17 protein-coding genes are annotated in these 20,410 nt (G+C 49.0%); 5 read left to right on the top strand and 12 right to left on the bottom strand.

Going from position 1 to position 20,410, the window contains the following annotated elements:
- The first annotated feature begins 60 nt into the window (after positions 1 to 60).
- Positions 61 to 1,374 (top strand): murein hydrolase activator EnvC, encoded by a 1,314-nt coding sequence (locus LPA26_RS07285; RefSeq protein WP_229007846.1) that lies wholly within the window; start codon positions 61 to 63, stop codon positions 1,372 to 1,374.
- Between the two features lie 275 nt (positions 1,375 to 1,649).
- On the opposite strand, the gene LPA26_RS07290 is transcribed toward LPA26_RS07285, so the two are convergent.
- The 5 genes from LPA26_RS07290 to LPA26_RS07310 all read right to left on the bottom strand — a co-directional run bounded on the left by LPA26_RS07290 (position 1,650) and on the right by LPA26_RS07310 (position 7,044).
- Entirely contained in the window at positions 1,650 to 1,949 is a 300-nt protein-coding gene (locus LPA26_RS07290; protein WP_055826632.1) for a hypothetical protein, read from the bottom strand.
- A 57-nt stretch (positions 1,950 to 2,006) separates the two neighbouring features.
- Positions 2,007 to 2,426 carry a secondary thiamine-phosphate synthase enzyme YjbQ gene (locus LPA26_RS07295; RefSeq protein WP_229007847.1) on the bottom strand — a complete coding sequence of 140 codons (420 nt, stop codon included), beginning with the start codon at positions 2,424 to 2,426 and terminating at the stop codon, positions 2,007 to 2,009.
- A 98-nt stretch (positions 2,427 to 2,524) separates the two neighbouring features.
- A complete protein-coding gene (locus LPA26_RS07300; protein WP_229007848.1) occupies positions 2,525 to 3,055 on the bottom strand; it encodes a hypothetical protein in 531 nt (176 codons plus the stop codon).
- Between the two features lie 85 nt (positions 3,056 to 3,140).
- The gene (clpB, locus tag LPA26_RS07305) at positions 3,141 to 5,723 is read right to left on the bottom strand and encodes an ATP-dependent chaperone ClpB (protein WP_229008342.1); all 2,583 of its coding nucleotides are present in this window, start codon (positions 5,721 to 5,723) and stop codon (positions 3,141 to 3,143) included.
- A 130-nt stretch (positions 5,724 to 5,853) separates the two neighbouring features.
- Complete coding sequence (locus LPA26_RS07310; RefSeq protein WP_229007849.1) at positions 5,854 to 7,044, bottom strand: sialidase family protein; 1,191 nt, start codon at positions 7,042 to 7,044, stop codon at positions 5,854 to 5,856.
- A gap of 138 nt (positions 7,045 to 7,182) precedes the next feature.
- On the opposite strand from LPA26_RS07310, the gene LPA26_RS07315 reads away from it, so the two are divergent.
- Entirely contained in the window at positions 7,183 to 10,128 is a 2,946-nt protein-coding gene (locus LPA26_RS07315; RefSeq protein ID WP_229007850.1) for an EAL domain-containing protein, read from the top strand.
- Complete coding sequence (locus LPA26_RS07320) at positions 10,121 to 11,401, top strand: HD domain-containing phosphohydrolase (RefSeq protein ID WP_229007851.1); 1,281 nt, start codon at positions 10,121 to 10,123, stop codon at positions 11,399 to 11,401. Before LPA26_RS07315 ends, LPA26_RS07320 begins: the two co-directional genes overlap by 8 nt.
- 83 nt (positions 11,402 to 11,484) lie before the next feature.
- Here the strand turns inward: LPA26_RS07320 and LPA26_RS07325 are convergent, their stop codons facing one another.
- The 5 genes from LPA26_RS07325 to LPA26_RS07345 form a co-directional block, all read right to left on the bottom strand.
- A complete protein-coding gene (locus tag LPA26_RS07325) occupies positions 11,485 to 11,958 on the bottom strand; it encodes a copper chaperone PCu(A)C (RefSeq protein WP_229007852.1) in 474 nt (157 codons plus the stop codon).
- On the bottom strand, positions 11,955 to 13,301 hold the full coding sequence (locus LPA26_RS07330; protein WP_229007853.1) for a PepSY domain-containing protein: 1,347 nt from the start codon (positions 13,299 to 13,301) through the stop codon (positions 11,955 to 11,957). The genes LPA26_RS07325 and LPA26_RS07330 overlap by 4 nt, the downstream gene beginning before the upstream one ends.
- A gap of 75 nt (positions 13,302 to 13,376) precedes the next feature.
- Entirely contained in the window at positions 13,377 to 15,443 is a 2,067-nt protein-coding gene (locus LPA26_RS07335; protein WP_229007854.1) for a TonB-dependent receptor, read from the bottom strand.
- Positions 15,444 to 15,514: 71 nt separating this feature from the next.
- Positions 15,515 to 15,763 (bottom strand): helix-turn-helix transcriptional regulator, encoded by a 249-nt coding sequence (locus tag LPA26_RS07340; protein WP_055826655.1) that lies wholly within the window; start codon positions 15,761 to 15,763, stop codon positions 15,515 to 15,517.
- 66 nt (positions 15,764 to 15,829) lie between these two features.
- On the bottom strand, positions 15,830 to 16,228 hold the full coding sequence (locus LPA26_RS07345) for a DUF2946 family protein (RefSeq protein WP_229007855.1): 399 nt from the start codon (positions 16,226 to 16,228) through the stop codon (positions 15,830 to 15,832).
- A 98-nt stretch (positions 16,229 to 16,326) separates the two neighbouring features.
- On the opposite strand from LPA26_RS07345, the gene LPA26_RS07350 reads away from it, so the two are divergent.
- Both LPA26_RS07350 and LPA26_RS07355 read left to right on the top strand, forming a co-directional pair.
- Positions 16,327 to 17,217, top strand: coding sequence for a DUF808 domain-containing protein (locus tag LPA26_RS07350; protein ID WP_229007856.1), 891 nt, complete (start codon positions 16,327 to 16,329; stop codon positions 17,215 to 17,217).
- A 46-nt stretch (positions 17,218 to 17,263) separates the two neighbouring features.
- Positions 17,264 to 19,570: a bifunctional diguanylate cyclase/phosphodiesterase gene (locus tag LPA26_RS07355; RefSeq protein ID WP_229007857.1), complete on the top strand. Its 2,307-nt coding sequence runs from the start codon at positions 17,264 to 17,266 to the stop codon at positions 19,568 to 19,570.
- Positions 19,571 to 19,573: 3 nt separating this feature from the next.
- Here LPA26_RS07355 and LPA26_RS07360 read toward each other — a convergent pair whose 3' ends face one another.
- Both LPA26_RS07360 and lspA read right to left on the bottom strand, forming a co-directional pair.
- Positions 19,574 to 19,888: a DUF1905 domain-containing protein gene (locus tag LPA26_RS07360; RefSeq protein ID WP_229007858.1), complete on the bottom strand. Its 315-nt coding sequence runs from the start codon at positions 19,886 to 19,888 to the stop codon at positions 19,574 to 19,576.
- 44 nt (positions 19,889 to 19,932) lie between these two features.
- Complete coding sequence (lspA, locus tag LPA26_RS07365; protein WP_229008343.1) at positions 19,933 to 20,406, bottom strand: signal peptidase II; 474 nt, start codon at positions 20,404 to 20,406, stop codon at positions 19,933 to 19,935.
- Positions 20,407 to 20,410: the final 4 nt, after the last annotated feature.

Below are 20,410 nucleotides of genomic sequence, written 5' to 3' on the forward strand. Positions count from 1 at the left end.
CTGTTAGTTCGCCCCCTTTTGCGCAGATTGTTTTCAGCATCGGCCCTCCTTGCCCTTTTCATGGCCGCGCCGATCATGGCTGTGGCTGCGAACAATGACAAGGCTGAGGCAGCCAAAGGTGATCTGGAACAGGTCAAAGAAAAAATCCAGCAACTGGCCAATGCCATCAAAGCTTCGCAACTGGCGAAACAGGATGCCAATGAAGCTTTAAAAGCCTCTGAGACCGCCATCAGTGCCTCACGTAAAAAGCTACGCGAAATCCAGGATGCGCAGCAGGAAAATCGTGGCAAGTTGCAAGACCTGCAAAAACAAATGTCTTTGCTACAAAGACAAGTGAACCAGCAACGCGAGCTGCTTAGTCAGCAGCTAAATCAGCAATATCGTCATGGCAATAATAGTCCGTTGCAGATGCTGTTACAGCAACAAGACCCGGCCAATACCACCCGTAATCTGAAATATCTCGGTTACTTAACAGCTGCACACCAGCAGCAGATACAATCCTTGCAGGACAACCGTGACGCCATTGAACGCGTGCGCGCCGCCACCACTGAACAGCTGCATGAAACTGACCGGCTGGCGAATCAATATACCGAAACCACGCATAAACTGGTGAATGAAAAATCAAAGCGTGCCGAGGCACTGACCCAACTTTCCAAACAGATCGAAACTCAGGAGCAGCAACTGGTGCGCCTGAAAAAAGATGAGGAAGCGTTATCCAGGCTATTCCAGCGACTGGCGGCAGAAGCAAAAAAACGTGAGCAGGAAGCAATCGCCCGCGCCAAACGTGAAAAGGAAGCGGCTGCCAAACGCTCAGCCGAACTGGCACGCAAGAAGAAAGCCAGTGGCCGCACGTTTGAACACTCTTCACAAGCCAAGGTAGATGCGCAGAAAGGCGATGATAGTGAATCGGAATCTCAGAGCAATACTGTAGTTGCAAAAAATGAGACCTTGCCTGAATACAACGCGTCTAAAGAAAATTTTGCTCAACTGCGTGGCCGGTTACGCTTGCCTGCACGCGGCGAAGTGATCAATCGTTTCGGCAGCGCACGAGCAGATACCGGTGTCAGCTGGAAAGGACTGTTTATACGCGCCAAAGAAGGCAGCGAGGTTAAATCTGTCGCCGGCGGGCAAGTGGTGTTTGCCGACTGGATGCGCGGGTTTGGTAACCTGATTGTCATTGACCACGGCAATGGCTATATGAGCCTGTATGGCAATAATGAAGCGCTGTATAAATCTTCAGGCCAGGCGGTCAAAAGTGGAGATACGATTGCTGCGGTCGGTAACAGTGGTGGCAATGCCGAGAATGGCGTGTATTACGAATTGCGCCGCAACAGCATTCCGTTTGATCCGCTGCAATGGAGCAGCGTCCGTTAACGCACAAGGCTAGACTTGGTTTGGCTAAACTGGGTGCGAATTTCATTCTCACAACCCGCATTCTTTGAATAAGCTATTGGAAATAATATTGATGGGTGATGAAGTGCTTAGGGCTAACAGTCCCGCACTAAAAAGAAATCTAAAAATAGAAGTTTAAGACTTTGGCAAGAACATCGAAGCCTTCACACATCGGATCAAACACTGTGCAACAGACTTCGAATGGTATATCTATTCATCAACTAGCAACTCATAGGGAGTTGCCAGGCTCAACAAGGTTATTCTGCTTTAGGTGCTTCATCAGCAGGAATTTCTGGCTGTGGTGTATTAGCGAGCGCAGCTTCTGACTGCTTTTCCAACTCTTCCTTAGAAATGGTAATACCAGGCACGCGTTCATTTTCTGCAGGCTCATAGCCACCGCCGCCGCTAGACTTTGCTGGGGCAGGTGTATCAGCCGCAGCGGCCGGGGTTGCCTCTGCTGCGGGGGCTGCTGTTTCAGGTGCGGGGGCTTCTTCTTTTCCACACGCCACCAGACCCAACGCCAAAATAAATGTCAGCAAGTAAGTATTCCATCTCATAAGTTTCTCCTTTTATTACTTCATTATAAAATTATAGGTACTGCAAAAAACGACTGGCTATTCGCCAATCACATGCATCAATACCCGCCTGCGGGCTGGCTGATGTCTATGTTCAAACAGGAAAATTCCCTGCCATTGCCCAAGTGCCACTCCGCCAGCAATCACAGGAATAGACAAACTGGTTTGGGTTAATGCGGTCCTCACATGGGCAGGCATATCATCTGGCCCTTCCACCGTGTGTATAAACAAATCGTCACCATCCGGGGCGATTCGGTTAAAAAATGCTTCCAGATCTACCAATACATCACTGTCATAATTTTCATTGACCAGCAAACTGGCGGAAGTATGCTGAATATATAAAGTCAGTAAGCCGCTTTGTATCCCTGACTGCTTTATCCATTGCACCACTTGCGGCGTAATGTCGTACAAACGTCTACCTTGTGCATTAATTGAAAGTGTTTCATGAAGCTGTTTCATGCCGGTTTCCGCTATCAAAAAACTTAATTATACTGGCTCAAGACTAAGCGACCCATCTCTGCAATCAGTACTACAGCGGCTTCCCATCTGTTCTTTACTTACCAATAGCGCCAACCCATACCACCGCCCCAGTAAGGTCTGTATCCCCAAGGGCCGCCATAATAACCGGGACCGTAAAACCATGGGTCCATGCTACGCAGTCTGGCAGAATCACGTTCTCGCTTAAGTCGAGTCTCTGCTTCCACACGCGCTTTTTCACGTTTGTTGATTTCATCGGCAATGGCATTTTGTTGCGCCAGGGCATTGGCCTGCTGCATATAGTCCAGCACGCCTTTTGAAATTCCTTTTTGATGCCAGCTAAGCACTTCAGATGCAGTCAGTGAATAACGCGACTGGGACTGTTTTATCGCCTCAATAATTTCAGCATCTGGCTTGCCTTTTTTGCTCATGCTGGCAATCTCCTCTAGACTCAAAGTTGATTGTGCAGGTGGCACCAGTGCTGCCAGTTGTTCTGGCGAGATTCTCTCAATCTGCACTGGCTGCTGCGGTTGCGTGGCGCAACCTGCCAGGCCGCCGAGTACAAAAATGGCAGAGATTAAACGCAAGAGTTTTAAGTGATTCATCATCATTTCAGTTTTTATCCCTATATTAAAAGAATAGGGTCACAATCATTGTGACCCTAAGTAATGGCGATGGTTCGCTTGCAGTATGCGATTAAGCTTTACTGAACTGCATTTTTCCTGCAGAAAAGTCCACTTTAATTGTATCCTTGGCTGCAAATTGCCCGGCCAGAATTTCTTTTGCCAGCGGATTTTCTATTTCGCCCTGAATCGCCCGTTTCAATGGCCGCGCCCCATACACCGGGTCAAACCCGGCATTGGCGATTTCCGCCAGCGCTGCATCCGTAACTTCCAGATGCATATCCATGGCAGCCACACGTTTTGCCAGCAACTGCAACTGAATGTTTGCAATGGATTTCACCTGCGCTTCGCCCAGTGAATGGAAGACAATGACTTCATCGATACGGTTGATAAACTCCGGACGGAAATGCGTTTTCACCTCCCCCATCACTGCCAGTTTGACCACCTGGTAATCCTGATCAGCCATACTTTGTATCATCTGGCTTCCGAGGTTTGAGGTCATGATAATCACGGTATTTTTAAAATCCACCGTGCGACCCTGGCCATCCGTCAGGCGGCCATCATCCAGTACCTGTAGCAACACATTGAATACATCCGGGTGTGCTTTCTCCACTTCATCCAGCAAAATCACTGAATAAGGCTTACGACGCACAGCCTCGGTCAGGGTGCCGCCCTCCTCATATCCGACATAGCCGGGGGGCGCACCGATCAGGCGCGAGACCGAGTGTTTTTCCATAAACTCACTCATATCTATGCGGATCAAATGCTCTTCACTGTCAAACAAAAAGCCTGCCAATGCTTTGCAAAGCTCGGTTTTACCAACACCAGTAGGCCCCAGGAACAGGAAGCTGCCATAAGGCCGGTTAGGGTCGCTTAAACCACTGCGCGAACGGCGAATAGCATCCGATACCAGGCGTACAGCCTCATCCTGGCCGACCACACGTTCATGCAGTTTGTTTTCCATACCCAGCAGTTTTTCGCGCTCACCGGTCATCATTTTGCTGACGGGAATCCCGGTTGCGCGGCTGACTACTTCGGCGATTTCGTCGGCACCGACTTCAGTACGCAGCATTTTATGTTTGACCTGATGCTGCACATCAGCCGTGTCATCATGTTTTAACTGTGCTTCGAGCTGGGGCAATTTTCCGTATTGCAACTCAGACACACGCTGCCAGTCACCCTTGCGGGTAGCAGCTTCCATATCCAGCTTGACCTTTTCAATCGCTTCCTTGACGCCTGCAGAGCCCTGGACTGCGGCTTTCTCAGCCTTCCAGATTTCTTCCAGATCGGCATATTCTTTTTCAAGCCGGTCTATTTCGTCTTCAATCAAGGTGAAACGTTTCTGGCTGGCTTCATCTTTCTCGCGCCGCACAGCTTCGCGCTCAATTTTGAGCTGGATCAAACGACGGTCAAGTTTGTCCATCACCTCCGGTTTGGAGTCAATTTCCATCTTGATACGGGACGCTGCCTCGTCAATCAGGTCGATGGCCTTATCCGGCAAAAAGCGGTCTGTAATGTAGCGATTGGATAATTCTGCGGCGGCGACAATGGCCGGGTCAGTGATCTCAACGCCATGATGCAGTTCATACTTTTCCTGCAAACCACGCAAAATTGCAATGGTCGCCTCGACTGTCGGTTCATCGACGAGCACTTTCTGGAAGCGGCGTTCCAGCGCAGCGTCTTTTTCAATATATTTACGGTATTCATCCAGCGTGGTCGCGCCGACACAGTGCAGTTCACCGCGTGCCAGGGCAGGTTTCAGCATATTGCCGGCATCCATGGCACCTTCTGATTTACCGGCGCCAACCATGGTATGGATTTCATCGATAAACACAATGGTCTGGCCTTCATCCTGAGCCAGCTCTTTCAGCACTGCTTTCAGGCGTTCTTCAAACTCACCGCGGTATTTAGCACCGGCCAGCAATGCAGCCATATCCAGGCTGAGGACTTTTTTGTTCTTGAGTGAATCAGGCACTTCGCCATTAACGATACGCTGCGCCAGCCCTTCGACAATGGCAGTTTTACCTACCCCTGGCTCACCGATCAATACCGGGTTATTTTTGGTCCGGCGTTGCAATACCTGAATGGCGCGGCGTATCTCATCGTCACGACCAATGACAGGGTCCAGCTTACCGGCACGGGCGCGCTCGGTCAGGTCCAGCGTAAATTTCTTCAACGCTTCGCGCTGCCCTTCAGCCTCCTGGCTATTTACGGTGTCATTGCCGCGCACGGCTTTAATGGCTTGTTCCAGCGTGGCCTTATTCAAGCCATGCTGTTTCAGCAATCTACCGGTTTCGCCCTTATCATCAGTCAAGGCCAGCAGGAACATTTCGCTGGCTATGTAGCTGTCGCCACTTTTCTGGGCGAGTTTGTCGGTGACATTGAGCAGGTTATTCAGGTCTCGTGAAATAGTGACTTCGCCACTGTTTTCACTGACCTTAGGCAAGGCATCTACAGCCTGTTGCAGGCTGGTTTTCAAGGCATGCACTTGAGCGCCTGCCCGTGAGAGCAAAGCGGCCACGCCGCTATCGTCCTGGTTCAGCATCGCCAGTAATAAATGTGGTGCTTCTATCGTTGGTTGGTCGGCACCGACTGCCATGCTTTGCGCATCGGCAAGTGCCTGCTGGAATTTGGTAGTGAGCTTATCAAAACGCACGTTAAACCCTTTCACACAAAAGTCATGCCACATGCTGCGGCGGGATAACCCTATAATGAGGCGGGTTTTTGTGTTTTCAATAGAGCCAGATCAAATTCGGGTCAGTTTTACAGGCTTGGGTATTACATTTCTATTGCGGATATGGCATTACAATCAGCCCTTTTTCAGCACTGTTCACCGCCAGCATTGACTGGCCGCGAACATTCAGCCATTGCGGATAATCAAGTTTGCCAGCACTGTGAATAGCCAAGGTCGGCAAACCCCATGTTTTACCGCCATCCAGTGAAGTCATCGTCATGATATCCATACCTTCATTGTTGCGTTCCTGCCATGCCAGCCAGACTTTGTCTCCCACGCTCAGCAGTGCCGGATGCCCGGCGTTCTTTTTTGGGTCTCCAATGGGTCTCGGCGGTGTCATCACCCACGCTTGCCCATCCATACGCACCAGGCGCAATCCCGGCTTGTTACCGGCACCATCAAAATACGCCAGGTGGTAACCAAAACCTTCACCCACTGCCAGGGCGGCACCGTGATGCGGGCATCCATCAATCTTCCAGCGGCCATAACTGGCACGCACGATAGCCGGCTTGCCAGCGTCTGCCTTATTTATTTCCGCCATGGCATGGTCGCGCTCGCTTCCTTCGAACACATGCCGCCACAGTACAGCCACTGTGCTATCAGGTTTACTGGTCATGGCAATCCGGCAACATTCGCAACTACTATCCGCGAGCTTTTGCTCCAGCATAAAGCTTTTGCCCTGGTCGGTGGATATAGCGTAATAAATCCCGGCGCCGTGATAGGTTTTTCCGGCAGCCTTTGCCGCCACCAGGTCTCGCATATCAACCCATGCAACGGTAATGGTGCCGTCAGCAGCTACCTGCAAGGCATCAAACGCATGCGTGATCTCTGCCCTGTCCTGATGCACAATATATGGGTCATCAAAGTGCTTACCACCATCGGTGGAGCGAGCAAACCAGACATAGCCTGCATAGGCTTTTCTAAGTGACTCAGTCCAACTGAGGTAGATATTGCCATTACTGGCAATCGCAATCTTAGGCCTCGCCTCGGCACCGGCGGACACTTTCATTGGCTTAGTGTTTACTGCCACTTCCGGACTGAAATGTTGCCCGGCGTCCTCACTGGAAGAAACCCATACTTGACCCTTGCTTGTACGTGCCTGCCACACTCTGCCATCACTGTCTGTTGTCAGGCTGATCGCCAGTCCGGATGCAGAATGATCGGCATGGCTGTCATGCGCATTCACCTGGCTAAAAAAACCAAAACCCAGGACCACCATCAATCCGTTCACCAGCCATTTCACCGCTAGATTTCCTTACTAAAATATATTAAAAAAAATAATTCTTTACAAATAACAAAGCTGCTAAAGTTAGGGGGGTCAAAAGCCGTTAACCCAAATAACTGGATGAATAACGACGACATGTCGAACAGCAATTAATTTATGACTATGCAAGCAACCTTTGATCATCATAGCACAGCGTGGCTACAGCCTTTGGCGGCCGCCATGCCGGATATGCCCATGCTGGCAATCAACCGCCGGGCACAGTGCTCGGCAGCCAACGAGATGGCAAAAACGTTGCTGGGAGAAAGCATAGGCAGCTTGCCCAAAGAGATGCAACAGGCATTGATAAGAGCCATACGCGAGAATAAAACCGAACTTATAGTGCAAACCCGCTTGAATGGTTTAAACCGCGAGTTTAAATGCCGCCTGTTTTATGCCCAGAATGGCCGGCGTGCAATTGGCTTGATGCTGGAAGAACAAGAAAATACATTAGCCCAGCAATTAGTGCATATGCAGTCCATTGTGCATTCATTGATTGAAATGAGCCCTGACCTGATCTGCATCAAAGACCATGACAATCGCTGGATGATGGCCAATCAGCGTATGTTGAACACCTTTCAGATCGACAATAACGATTACGAATTCCGTAATAATCTGCAAATTGCGGATAACTTGCATCCTGTATTCCGGAACAGTTTTGAACACCACGAGAAGTCTGACCAGACTGTATGGCAAACGCGCCAGCCTTACCACAATGAAGAACTGGTGCATTTGCCGCAAGGTGGTTACAAAACGCTGGAAGTGAATAAAACCGCTTATTACGACCAGGATGAACAGCCCAGCCACCTGATTAGCGTGGCGCGTGATGTCAGCGAACAAAAGTTTATTGAAGGCCAATTAGTCAATCGAAGCGCGGTGCTGGATACGTTAATTTCTTGCGACTGGATGCTGCATTCAGCAGAACGCTGGCAAACCGTTGCCGAAAATGTACTGCAGCAATGCTGCTTGTCTTTCCGCTTTAGCCGTGCGATTTTGCTGCAACATCACACAACAACGACTGCACGCAAAAAAACCGAAACACGTTCCAAAGCTTTATTCCACTGGGCGACCAACGGCTTCCACTCGACTTCCGAGCATTGGGAGAAAATTTCATTCCACTCCCCTGAACTGAAGCGCTGGCATGAGTTGCTCTCCAAAGGGCAGCCGGTCATGTGCGATGCGCATACCTTGCCGGAAGATGAGCGTTTCCTGCTCAAATCGCATGATACCGTCAACCTGGTGATTGTGCCGCTGATGATAGATCATGAGTGGTGGGGATCAATGGTGATTGAGCGTTGTTTCGATGCCGAGAGCACCAGCTCGCAAGAATTAGGCTCTTTGATGGCGATTGGTCGTACCTTGAGCGTGGCTATAGACCGCGAGCAAACCGGCAAAAGTCTGAAACTGGCCAAGATTGCCTTCGACAGTACCACCGAGGGCATCATGATTGTGAATCCCGCCGGGGAACTGGTAGGGATTAATGAAGGCTACACCCTGATCACTGGCTTTGATGAAGCTGAAGTACTGGGGACCAAACCGCAAATCTTCCGCCAACGCCCGCGTGGCCTGTTTGGTGCACTCAAGCGTCATGGCAAATGGTCAGGCGAGATTGAGACCGTACGTAAGAGTGGTGAAAGCTATACCGAATGGATGACGATTACCGCAGTGCGCAACCATGCCAACGTGATTACCAATTATGTGGGTGTGTTTGCGGACATCACCGAAATGAAGCGCTCACAAGTGCAACTCAATTCGCTGGTCAACCACGACCCGTTAACAGGCCTGCCTAACCGCAGATTGATTAACCATCTGTTTACACATGCCATTCAGCGGGCTAACCGCAATGAGCAGCAGGCAGCGGTATTGTTTATTGACCTGGACAGGTTCAAGAATATTAACGACAGCCTGGGTCATTACACAGGCGACCAGCTGCTGCTGGGCGTGACCGAGCGTATCCAGGCCTCATTGCGAGAGTCTGACATTGTCGGACGCCTTGGTGGTGATGAATTTATTGTGTTGCTGGAAAACCTGCACAACAAGGCAGATGCTGCGCAAAAAGCACAGGATATCCTGGATACGCTGAAACGCCAGTTCATGATTGATCATCATGAAATATTTATCGGCGCCAGTATTGGTATTTCCATGTATCCTCATGATGCCAAGGATGTTGAAGGCCTGATCAAGGCCGCTGACCTCGCGATGTACCAGGTCAAAAACAATGGTAAAAACCACGTGGCATTCTACGACGCTGCGTTGAGCCGTAATGCGGTGGAGCATTTCCAGCTGGAAACAGAGTTGCGCCAGGCGCTATCCAGAAAACAGCTCAAAATGTTCTACCAGGCACAAATTGACCTGACTACCGGCATGATTATCGGGGCAGAAGCGTTAATACGCTGGCAGCACCCGACCCAGGGCCTGATTCCACCCATGAAATTTATTCCGCTGGCGGAAGAAACCGGCTTGATCTTAAGCATAGGTGAATGGGCATTGCGTGAATCTGTGCGCCAGGCGCATGCGTGGCACAAACTGCATCCCGAATTCAAAAAAATTGCGATCAATGTGTCAGCCGTGCAAATCATGAAGAGCAAGTTTGCCGATACTGTATACGGCATCCTGATGGAAAGTGATTGTGACCCGGCCATCATAGAGCTTGAAATCACCGAAAGCACGCTGATGCAACATACGCAGCATGTGGTGGATACCTTCAACCAGTTAAAGAAACTGGGTATCAGCATTGCGATTGATGATTTTGGCACCGGCTATTCATCGCTGTCGCACTTAAAACGTTTGCCATTAGACCAGATTAAAATCGACCGCAGCTTTGTCAAAGATTTGCCAGATGACAAAGATGATGCGGCTATTACCAGTGCTATTTATGCGATGGCGACCCAGTTGGGATTCACTGTCGTTGCTGAAGGAGTAGAAACAGAAGAACAGGAAAAATTTTTACAGCGTTTGGGTTGCCAGACGGCGCAAGGCTATTTGTATGCCTACCCGGTCAATTCGGACGACTTTTTGCAGTTATTAGTGTTAAATAATCAAAGAAAAATAAAACGCCATGCCTAATCACGCCTCCGATACTTTTTACATCGACATAGAACAACTCCAGATCGGACTCTACATCCATCTGGATTTGGGATGGATGGATCACCCATTCTCCATCAGCAACTTCAAAGTCACTGAAGAATCCCAGATTGAAACCATTAAATCTTTGGGGCTTACGCAATTGCGTTACGACCCGAGACGCAGTTCCAGCACACCTTTAAGGTCTGGCAGCCACAACAATGTGGTTGAATTTCCTTTGAAGAAAGCGTTTTTACCAAGACTGGAAGTGATAGACGACAGCCCTGAATTAAGCACTGCACAAAAAAAACAATTGGCACTCAAGCACGCGATTACAGAAAGCGAGCAAAAATTCCTTAAGGCCAGCTCCGATGTGTGGAACATACAGAAAATGTCTGTTGAGCATCCAGACAAAGCTTTTGGCCTGGCATCCAGCGTGGTGCAAGACCTGGTAACCAGCACACTGACTGAGGGTGACGTGGCCATCCATGCCATGAATGGCCATCGTATTGGTGACCAGCATTACCAGCATGAGCTGAATATCCTGGTGCTTTCAATGCTGTTGGCAAAAAACCTGGATATTTCGGATGATGACGCCGTTATTCTAGGCATGGCCGCCATTTTGCACGACATTGGCAAAAGGCAGATCAGCGACAAGATTTTATTGAAAAAAGACCCGCTAAGTGTGCGCGAAACCGCCATTTACCAAACCCACGTAATGCTGGGCCTGAATATGCTGAAAGAGGTTTCAGTGCCCAGGAAAATACTCTCCATCATAGGCCAGCATCATGAGTTTGCCGATGGCAGTGGTTACCCGAAAGGCCTGCATTGCGATGATATTGATCCGTTATCGCATATCCTGATTATTACAAATATGTACGATAATCTGTGCAACCCTTCAAACCCGGCGTTGGCCAAAACCCCATATGAAGCCTTAAGCGTGATGTTTGCCCAGCAGCGCCACCAGTTTGACCAGACTATTCTGCGCCGCTTTATCAAGTGCCTTGGCATTTATCCTCCAGGCAGCGTGATCAGACTTTCTGACCAGAAACTGGCGACCGTATTATCGACCAATCCACAACAACCTTTGCGTCCGTTTATTCAAATGATCACGGATGACAATGACGAAGATGGTGAAATTATCGACTTGCGTGAAGTGTTGGATCTAAATATTATCCAATGCCTTAAACCTGAGCAGTTACCTACTATCCTGCAAAAAATGATGGGCCAGAAACAACGTACCAGCTACTTCCTGGATAAAGTCATCAGCGCTTAGTTAACGTTGAAAATGCCTCCTGTAAATACAAGAGGCATTAATCAGGCTGTCCTCTGACCAAGTCAGCCTCTTGGTTACAGCAATCAATGATGCATATGCATATGAGAATCTGAGTCAGATTCTGGAGGCGCAGTTGCAGTGGCTTTGATTGATACGGTTGCCTTGTTTCCGCCTTCATCCTGCGTCACTAAACTGATAGGCACTGTTTCACCTTCTTTGATTTGGTGTTTCAATTCCATCAGCATAATATGAAACCCGCCTGGCTTTAATTCCACCAGCTTTCCGGCTTTGAGCTGTAAACGGTCGACTCTTTTCATCCTCATGATATTGCCCGTCATCGACATTGAATGCAGCTCAGTTTTACCTGCAACTGGTGAGGATAACGCTACAATCTCAACATTTTTATCAGAGGTTAATTGCATATAGGCAGCGCCCACTGGCTGCCCCGTCACAGTCGGTTTTACCCATGCATTCGCTACCTTCAGTTCTGCATGGGCTGCGATGGTGAAACAGGCCATGCTGATAACGACCACTATTTTTTTTACATAAGACTTCATTGCTGCTCCTTTGTAATCACAAACTGCCAGAGGGTGTCGAAAATGAGTGCACATAGCATGGAAACACCAAGCAACGGAAATATAACACCCAGCGCCACGGTAATGATGGCGACATTACGCGTTATTTTTCCATCTTGCCGCTTGGGTGGGGCTGCCACGCGCTTGCCGGCCGGGCGACGCTTCCACCACATCGTTACCGAGGAAATGGTTAGCAGCAACAAGGCAATACAACCCGCCAGCATGATCAACTGGCTGATCAAGCCATATTGCTTGCCTTGGTGCACAGAGGTTCCCCATTCAGTCACTTTGGCGACAGGGCCATATTCTGCATAACCGGTATCGATGAGTGTCTTTCCTGAGTACTGGTCAATATGAATCACCCTCTCCTGCATTGCATCGGCGGGAAACTGCAAGGCGGTATATACGCCGTCAGGCCCCATGGGGAGGCGAATAGAATATCCCGGTTTCAAGCTGGCGGACTCAAACACATGCAGCGCGGCATCCAATCCGATAGATACAATAGCGCCATTCGATTGGTCATCAATTGAAGTCGGCAAAGTGGTTTTCTTCAGCGTCCACGGCACATCGCCTTGTGACTCAAGTGGTATATTGGATTGCGGAACCGCAGCCCAGAGATAGGTAGGGAAACCCCAGCCATAGGCAGTGCTGATTTTCCCCAGCTGTTGCCCCCAGAACGCAGACCATGGCATCCCCGTCAATGCAAGGAACAGAATAATGCCACCGCCTATCACGCCAGTGAGCGCATGCACATCGCGCCACCATACCCGCTTGTCAGGCGTTTCACGCACACGCATAATGTTCGTACTTTTACTACGCGGCCACCAAAGATACAGGCCGGTGATGACCAGCACCATCGTCCAGCCCGCCACAACCTCCACCAGCCAGTTTGCCCAAGTACCGACTAAGGTCAGAGAGTGCAGCTTTTTGACGATCAGCTCCCATTGCTGGCTCTCGGCATGTGCACCCAGGATTTGACCGGTAAAAGGATTCACCAGCACCTGCACGGTTTCACCATGTGGCTGTTTGATGAGTATGCCCATACTGCGATCAATGGTTGCTGGCGTTTGCACCAGTTTCACTTCGCCGGGATACTCGAGTAACACCTGTCGCGTCAGTCGCTGCAGTGAGATAGCCGTTTGCGAGGAAGGCGCAACGAAGCGCTCATTGTGATAAATCCAATCATTAATCTCATTTTTAAAAAGATATAAACTTCCGGTGATCGCGAGGTTAAGCAAGATTGGTAAACATAATAATCCGGCAAAAAAATGCCAGCGCCACACACGTGCATAGAGTGCGGAACCTGCTTTTGCTGGGGGGATCATCTTTGTATTGACTGATTGCATCTGTAGCACCGATTGTTATTTATCAAGCCAGGCATTATTTACCCGGGCTATTTATTAGTAAGTCCAGGTCACACCAAGGTAAGCGGTGCGGCCATCGCCAGGAAAAAATTGGGCTGGACTTGTAAAGGCGCGTCTTGCATCGGCGATGACACCAGTCGTCGCAGCATATTTCTGGTCAGCTAGGTTACGTCCCTCCACAAACCATGACCAATGCTGATTGATTTTCTGTCCGGCTTTGACTCCCCAAAGGAAATAGCTATCTGCATATAGCGTCTCAGCAAAGTCAACATTGTAGCGTTGTGGTGACCACTCGATGGTTGGGCCGATATAGAAGTTTTCGAGAAAGTCGCTGCCCCGGTACAACAGCTCGGCCCGCAACAAAGACCGTTGAATCCCGGGCAGGCGATTATTACCAAATGTAGGATCATCATCGAGTTTGAAATCATTGATTAACAGACTGGAACGCCATTGCAGGCTGTAAGGAAGTTTCCCCGTCAGTCCAAACTCCAGGCCACGATGGATGGTTTTCCCGGCATTGATGGTCTGGTTAGCGAAAGGTGAACCTACGGCCCCCACCTGAAGCAGCTCATCTTGCAAGCGCGCTTGATAAAGCGCGATATCCCAATCAATAAACTCACTATTACCACGTGAGCCAATTTCAAACGTAGTGCCTTTCTGTGCATTTAAGCTGCTGACGACCAGGCTATTTAACTCACCAAAACTTGGCGGCTCAAAACTGCGCGATGCATTGGCAAATAGTTGTACTTGCGGTTGCAATTGATATAGCACACCCAGTTTCGGGCTGGTCTGGCTATAAGTTTTATCCACGCTCTGGTTACCGCTGGCGGTGATCAGCTGATCCTGTGAATCGCGTTTGGATTTGGCATATTGCACACCGGTAATCACTGTCCATTGTTCGTCCAGGCTTAACCTGTCTTCGAGATAGGCTTCAAAGTTGGAAGCTTTCTGGTCAAAATTATTCAGTAACGCACCACGCTTGGCATTCACATTCACGAAGTTTTTTGCATCGGTACGTCCTCGAGTCGGAGAAAGTCCGGCAATAAACTCATTTTTAAGTCCGAACAACTCTCCCATGTGCGACCATCTTGCCGTCAGGCCCACATCGTTGGATGACTGGTCAATCACGCCGGTAGTATCGCCAAAATTGCCTATCGGGTGATATAAGCTTTTATGCGAGTAAAAAGCGCCTAGTTCCAGTTTGCTCTGGTCAAACAGGATGGTTGTTTTATTCGCCAGCCTGCTCACGTTAATATCCCGTTGATTAATCCCTTGCCCAGGAGTCACAGTTGCCTGCCTGGGGTCATCTTTCAATTGCGATTTGGTCAGGCTACTGGAAAGCTGCGAATCGTTGTTGACGTAACCAAAGTAAAAGCGGGTTTCAACCTGCTCATTTATTTTGATGCCCACATTACCGGTCAGGCGATCAGCACTTTGCTGCGCATTATCACGGAAGCTATCGGTGTGGTATTTACTGGCAGTGACGAAATAATCTATGTCATCTTTGACACCGCCGGTGCTGATGCCAAGGCGGGCATAGCCATAACTACCGCCTTCAGTTCGTATTTCCAGCGGAGACGCCGTGTAGCCGGTGCGGGAAATAAAATTGATGCTGCCGCCCAGATTGCTTGAACCATATTGCAGGGCATTTGCGCCACGATAGACTTCAATATAATCTGTCGACATCGGGTCGATGGCAGGAAAGTCAAAGCCGCCGTCAGCCAGGTTAATGGCGATGCCATCTTGCATTAATTTCAAACCACGCCCGTGAAATGTGCGCTGCAGGCCGGAGCCGCGAATCGATAACCGTGTTTCTTCAGCGCCAAAACGTGACTGTGCGAGCACGCCGGTCGCCATACCCAGCGTATCCTGCATATTACTGGTGCGCCCTTCACGTACGGTCACCATATCCACTAAGGTGGTACCCCCTGCTGTTTTCGCCAGCTCTTTTTTGGCCGCCTCAATGTCCGGCTGCGTCAGTGATGTTTTCTGTTTTTCTGAAACCACATGCACGGTATCCAGATGTTGTGTTCCCTCATGCTCAGCATGTGCGAGATAAGGTAAAGCTGACAAAATCGCCAGCCCGATGTTGGTATATTTCATTGCGAATTCTTTCTTTATTTTTAATAGGCATTCACTCTGCTGACTAACTATTAATCAGCAGAGTGAGTTATTCAGGCAGCAAATACTTGCCTGGCGGCCGAGTCGGGCTGCCAGCTGATCAATGCCGAAATATCGCAAGTGAAATAGGCACACAGCTTGTCGAGGTGCTCGGTACAAGCGTTGTAAGCAGGATTTTTGACCATGCGATGCAAGGTCATGCGGCTGATAGCCGTGGATTCGGCGATTTCTTTAAGGGTGATGTGGCGTTTCCACTCCACCTGTTTGGCAAAAATCATTGCCTGTAGGTTGATAACGATCATTGAGATGACTCCATTTATGCCTGCGAAGCAGGCATTACTCAGAATCCGGCCACCATGTGGACGGGCTTAGATTGAGTGTGGAGTCAGTGGCGGTGCGCGTGAGGGATGCGCAGTAGGGTAAAAACTGGAAACAACAGGTGGCTGATATTCGCTAAGGGCGATCTCAGCCTGAGCTTGCTGAAACAGAATGTAAGCTGGGCTAGGCGCAGGCAAAGTTATTTCATCCAACGCCATATGGCAAAACGGGCAATGATTAAGATGGTGGCTCAGTGACACTGGCTTTTGCGAAGGCTTAAAGTCTATCAGCGTGGATAATTGCTTGCCTTGCGTGGTAATCACCTGCACCAACAGTTTACTGCCCTGGGTAGAACAGATTTGTTGCATAAACGTGCCACCGTTTTGCATGGGGAAAGCCAGGCTTAAAGTCGGGATAAGCGAAGCCAGCATGATTGCCATCAATGCCATGCGCGCCATCCATTTTTGAAATTTGACCGTCACCATGGCGTCATTCTAACGGCAATCCTTTAGAATAAACAACTCTTTCATTGTTTCAGGATATTTTCATGGCCACCCCAAGCCTGCTTGCCTTACTAGACGACATCACCACCATGCTGGATGACGTTTCCGTCATGAGCCAAGTAGCCGCCAAAAAAACGGCTGGCGTATTAGGCGATGACTTGGCATTGAATGCACAACAGGTAACCGGTATAGCGGCAAAACGTGAATTGCCGGTGGTGTGGGCGGTAGCGCGCGGGTCTTTCCTGAATAAACTGGTACTGGTACCTGCGGCCCTGTTGATCAGCGCTTTTATTCCGTGGCTGATTACTCCGTTACTGATGCTGGGTGGTGCATTTTTATGTTACGAAGGCTTTGAAAAAATCTGGCATAAATTGCATGAAAAAAAAGGCGACACACACGAAAAAGTGCATGCATCCGTGCAAAACCCTGACACTGATCTGGTTGCGCTGGAAAAAGAAAAAATTAAAGGTGCGGTGCGCACTGACTTTATTTTGTCGGCCGAGATTATCGTAATCTCTTTGGGGGTGGTGGCTGAAGCCGCATTGACCCAGCGCATTGTGGTGCTTTCGATCATTGCCGTCCTGATGACAATTGGTGTTTACGGCCTGGTGGCGTTTATCGTCAAAATGGATGATATCGGCTTGTGGTTAATGCAGCGCCAGGGACAAAATGTTACTTCGCAATCGATACGTAAACTTGGCTGGGGCATGGTGCGCATAGTGCCTTACCTGATGCGTTTGCTGAGTGTGCTGGGAACCGCCGCCATGTTCCTGGTGGGTGGTGGCATTATTGCGCATGGTATCCCTCAATTACACGGTTTGACTGAACTTGCGCTACCGTGGTCTTTACTCGTCAATGCAGGCGTTGGCATACTCACTGGCGCATTATGTTTTGTGCTGATTAGTAGCGTGAAGTTATTTATCAATAAAGACTAGTTTTTTTCTAAGCCCTTGTTAGAATTGACTTAACAAGGGGGGCTGCATGACACTTTCTCGTAAAGTTATTGGTGTTGCTTTATCCATAACCATTATCTGCCTGCTAGCAACCATTCATGCCACCCCAGAAATGTCACTGTGGCTGGATAATATTCACTGGTTCACCACCAATGCAGCCTGCCTGATATTGGCCATGCTGGGATATCTGCGCGCGAATACTACCCATCGCCCCTGCAAAGGCTGGTTTGTGATTGGCACCCTGTTCTACTTTACGGGTGGCTTAATGTGGATCTTTGAAGTCCTCTCGCAGCAATCGCAATTCCCTGCCCAGTCCGATATCTTTTACCCGTTGATGGGCCCCTGTATTATCGTCGGCTTCATCATCGCGTTACGCACTCAGCTCTCCCACTCAAAAGCCTGGGCATTTACTGTAGATGCAACGGCATTTAGCATCGCCATCCTGGGCTATGTGCTGATTTCCTACTTACCAAAATCCGCAGGAATCAGCCTGTTTCAACTTGCCGTACTCACCGCCTACCCCGCGAGCATGCTCAGTGCATCCATGGTTTCGTTGCTGTTAATTCCCTACCTGAGACCGGTATGTATGCTGCCCTGGCTATTGCTTAGCGCAGGGCTTGCACTGTTAGGAATATGCTGGATGCAATGGAATTTGAATGCGCTAAATCACCTCCCGCAAACCAGCCTGTATGTTAATTACGGCTTCTCAGTGGCTGATTTACTGATAGGCAGCGGCCTCTATGGCTGGCAGGTACGCATCGCCAAAAAAACAAGCTATCATCGTCAATGCAGGCGGCTACGCGGCTGGATTCCGGTGATCGCTTTTATCTTCAGCATTTGCACATTGATACAGATCTGGTGGCAAAGTGGCCCACACCCATATGCTTATCACATTGCCATCGGCTCAGTTGTTTCTATCCTTATTTTTTCCGCGCTCAGGCAAAGCATATTGTTAAATGAAAGTGAGCGGCTGTTACGCGCCGAGAAAAAGCTGGCTGAAAAAGAACTGGAATATCAGCAACTGTCGCGGCTGGACGCGCTGACACAGTTACCTAACCGCATCACTATGTTGAGCCTGCTTGAACATAATATTATTAATGCCGCCAGCGAGAGCGGGATGGTGTCATTAATGATGATCGATTTAAGGCATTTTCAAAGCATTAACGACAGCTTTGGCCATCGCGCAGGCGATCTATTCTTGATCGAGATATCCCAACGTTTGCAATACATCGCGAATGAAAGTGGCGAGTTAGGCCGTGTGCATGGCGATAAATTTGCCTTGATTATCACCCAGCATAAATCAGACGCCGAGTTGTTAAGGCTGGCCAATAATCTATGTAAAATCGTCCATAAACCTGTGATGATTGAAGATCATGAATTGATACTTGATGCCTGCATTGGTATCAGCGTCTACCCGCGCGATGCAGAGGATGCAGACCAGCTGGCACGTAGTGCGAATACAGCGTTGGCCCATGCCAAATGCTCTACTGAACAGTCATTTCTGTTTTATTGCAAAGAACAAACCAAGCAGGCACAAAACCGGTTTAAGCTGGATGTGCAATTGCGCAAAGCGATTAAAAAGCAGGAGTTCTTTCTGGTTTTCCAGCCGATATTCAAACTAAATAAACAACAGCAACCTCAAGTCTCCAATATAGAAGCACTTATCCGCTGGAAAAACAGCAAAGGCGAGATTATCTCGCCGATCGAATTTATTCCATATGCCGAACAGTCCGGGCTGATCCTGCCGATTGGTGAATGGGTCATCGCTGAGGCCATCCGCCATTTATCTTTACTTACATATGCACATGATCAAGCGCCAGGGCTATCCATCAATATCTCCCCGCGCCAATTTCGCGACCATCACTTGCCTTCCCGAGTGGCACAGCACTTAAAACAATATGCCATTGCCCCTGGACGTATCACGCTGGAGATCACCGAAAGCGCAGTATTTGAGCATGAAGAACAGGCACTCGAAATGCTCAATCAGCTAAAAGCGATGGGCGTGCGTGTGTCACTGGACGATTTTGGCGTGGGTAATTCTTCGCTGTTTAAACTGAAACACCTGCCAATTGACGAACTCAAGATTGACCGTGCTTTTATGGTTGATGTACCGGATAGCAGTTCGGATAGTGAAATTGTCAGCACCATCGTTAAAACGGCAGGCATTTTAGGGATTTCAGTCGTAGTAGAAGGAATAGAAACCCAGGCGCAACTCGACTTTTTAGGGAAGATCGGCTGCGATTGTATTCAAGGTTTTTTACTTGGAAAGCCTATGCCCATTCAAGATATTCAGGCACTCCTGAAATCTGACAGGACAGATCAACAGCCGGCTTAATGCTTAAAACGTCAATTTCAACGTGACGGTGATTTCACTGCCAACAGTCACACCCAGCTTTTTACGAACATCCGCTTTTAAAAACAGCGCATAACGGCCACCTTCAAATACCGGAAAAATGGAGGTTTGCCATTGTTGATCCTGCACAGTGACTTCGACTTTGACTGCGCCCCAACCTCTACGCTTGGTTTGATGATATTGGCTTAGAGTGTGTATTTCGTCAGACATCTGTTCAGGCAAACTGATGTAATGCCAAATGCTTTTACTGCCCTGCCAGACTTTGATGACATCAGTAAAAGTGTAGTTCAACCCTTCCATACACACGCACTTTCATCAGCTGGTGACTGCAAACTATGTGGCTACTAGCCAGGATTCTTAAAACTATCCAGTACCAACATAGCTACGCCCACGCAAATGGCACTATCAGCCACATTAAACGCTGGCCATGCCCATTGTTCATAATAAAACAGCAGGAAATCAACCACATAGCCCAAGGTCAGGCGGTCATACAAATTACCAAGTGCACCGCCTAACACCAGTGCGATAGCGAAGCAGAACAATGTTTTCTGTGGATACTTGACCAGTAAATAGACCATGACTACAGATGCCAGCGTAGACACCGCGGTGAAAAATCCATGCTGCCAGCCACCGGCATTCGCGAGAAAGCTGAAGGCGGCGCCGGTATTGTGATAGCGAACCAGATCAAAAAAACCAGTTACTGGCACATGTTCACCATACACGAATGCCTGCTGGATGAGGTGCTTGGTATAGAGGTCGAGCACAATCACAATTGCGCTCAACACAAACCACGGCATTGCCGACCTTATATTGCGCATAGAG

Source organism: Methylophilus sp. Leaf408, from assembly GCF_916856905.1.
Lineage (GTDB): Bacteria > Pseudomonadota > Gammaproteobacteria > Burkholderiales > Methylophilaceae > Methylophilus.